At 31.8% G+C, this 255-nt stretch carries 1 pseudogene; it reads left to right on the forward strand.

Annotation, left to right across the window (positions count from 1 at the left end):
- Positions 1-35 precede the first annotated feature (35 nt).
- A pseudogene (locus AAIE21_RS29485) lies at positions 36-255 on the forward strand (hypothetical protein); the annotation flags it as partial.

The raw sequence follows: 255 nt of genomic DNA on the forward strand, positions 1-255 counted from the left end.
TGACTAATTGGATACTGAATGGAGTGAATTATTTAATGTTTAAAAAGCTTACTTTGCTTTTTATTTCTGTGTCATTATTCATGTCTCTAACAGCTTGTACACCAAGTTATCAAAAAGCCTCAGCAAAGAATGAAAATTCAACTTCCATGTATACCACCAAAGACTTACAAAATGAATTCCCCATTGGGATGCCGATTGATGAATATATTGCTAAGAAAAATAAGATGAATATTAAACATCCTACTAGCATTCCAC

The sequence above is a fragment of the Paenibacillus sp. 102 genome (assembly GCF_039549175.1).
Lineage (GTDB): Bacteria > Bacillota > Bacilli > Bacillales > Bacillaceae_G > Bacillus_A.